Annotated in this window: 2 protein-coding genes; one reads left to right on the forward strand and one right to left on the reverse strand. The window is 42.2% G+C overall.

Annotated features, from left to right (window positions below; translation table 11 throughout):
* Positions 1-166: 166 nt before the first annotated feature.
* Entirely contained in the window at positions 167-469 is a 303-nt protein-coding gene (locus tag R7F67_RS23950; RefSeq protein WP_318057427.1) for a hypothetical protein, read from the reverse strand.
* A 248-nt stretch (positions 470-717) separates the two neighbouring features.
* Between R7F67_RS23950 and R7F67_RS23955 the strand changes: the two genes are divergently transcribed.
* Entirely contained in the window at positions 718-1,341 is a 624-nt protein-coding gene (locus R7F67_RS23955) for a RusA family crossover junction endodeoxyribonuclease (protein WP_140289187.1), read from the forward strand.
* Positions 1,342-1,527: the final 186 nt, after the last annotated feature.

The raw sequence follows: 1,527 nt of genomic DNA on the forward strand, positions 1-1,527 counted from the left end.
CTATGCGTTGCGTTTAGTGTTTAAGGTGGTATGCGGGAGCATCGGTATTGCGTTGCTCACACCTTAACAGGGCGTTAGTCGCCAGAAAAAGCTAGCAATCAAAATCATGTTTCTGAGCTTAAAATTTAGCAGCAGTTTGTTTGGAACACAGATTCATCGTCGATCCTTAGAACTTAGTTTTAGCTGTTTTGAGTCCAAAATTTTGCAAGTGTCCTAGCGATTGTTTTGTTCTTTGGTGCTGACAGAGCAGGGCAATCGAGAGTTTGTTTTTGGTTGCAACTCCGCTCGGTGAGTTTGTTGGTACAAAAGCCGATTTACTCGCTGAAATGACGTTTTCTCTGGTGTTGTAAGTTCCACGTGGTTTCAGTGACTTTGTTGAAAGTCCGTACTGTGAGATTGGCTTTCCAAAAGCGCTTTTTGGTGTTGTCAGTCCGTTTTCTACGACGTTGTTTGTTCTAAGTGGTTTCATTGAGTAGCCGCTTTGAGACTACGCCTGACTTAAATGCATCAAAGCACATAAAGTTTGTTGTTCGCAAAGTTTAGTTCGGCTTAAAATTGTCGCTCGGTGCCTCGCGACTAACAAACTGCTCAAGAGGGATTCGCAACGCGTGGCATTTTCACTATGCGTTGAATTTAGTGATTAAGGTGGTTTGCGGCGGCTTCGGTATTGCGTTGCTCACCCCTTAGCAGGGCGTTAGCTACATACAAAGGGTAATCATGTGTGATTTTAGTGAAATCTCATTTAAAAATGGCAACATAAACTTCAAGGCAGACGTTACACCGGTTTCTCTCCAGAACAGGGGGGATAGAAAGGCAGCGTTTAAACGTCAGCTTCAGGAGTATACGAGAACATCACCATTTATTGTAACGGGGACGTGTTGGGTTTCGATAGACTATTACTGCCAGCACGTAAAAAGGATCAAGAATCCGGGTGCTTATGACATAGATAACATAATTAAGCCAATCCTAGACTCGCTTGTTGGTCAAGCTGGTCTAATTTTGGATGATGTGCTAGTTGATCGAGTCACTGTTAATTGGATTGATACTCCTCATGAAGATCATATCGAGATACAAGTCGAATATCCTGATTTATTGTTTTGTGGCAAAGATGATTTGGTACTAATAAAACATGGGTCTGGTTGGTGTTTTCCAGTTCATCGGAAAATTGCGCAGAGCGACAAGGGGATGGAACTCATTCAGCAATATTTCGATATTTGGAACTCGATAGATGATGAGCATGCTTTCAACGCTAGTGTTTACATGCTGCCGATACAAAATTTCGTGTACTTTGCAAAGGTTCGTGAAAGTGGTTTTGAGATAATTGAGCTCAAATGTAGCTAACAAACTGTTTAAGAGTGATTCGCAACGCGTGGCATTTTTACTATGTGTTGCGTTTAGTGTTTAAGGTGGTATGCAGGAGCTTTGGTATTGCGTTGCTCACACCTTAACAGGGCGTTATGTGTTACGAGGTAAATGAATGAAAGAGCAGACGGTTGGTGAGCTAACTAATACTCTAATCAATCAGCC

The organism is Vibrio sp. YT-17 (assembly GCF_033337375.1).
GTDB lineage: Bacteria > Pseudomonadota > Gammaproteobacteria > Enterobacterales > Vibrionaceae > Vibrio > Vibrio alginolyticus.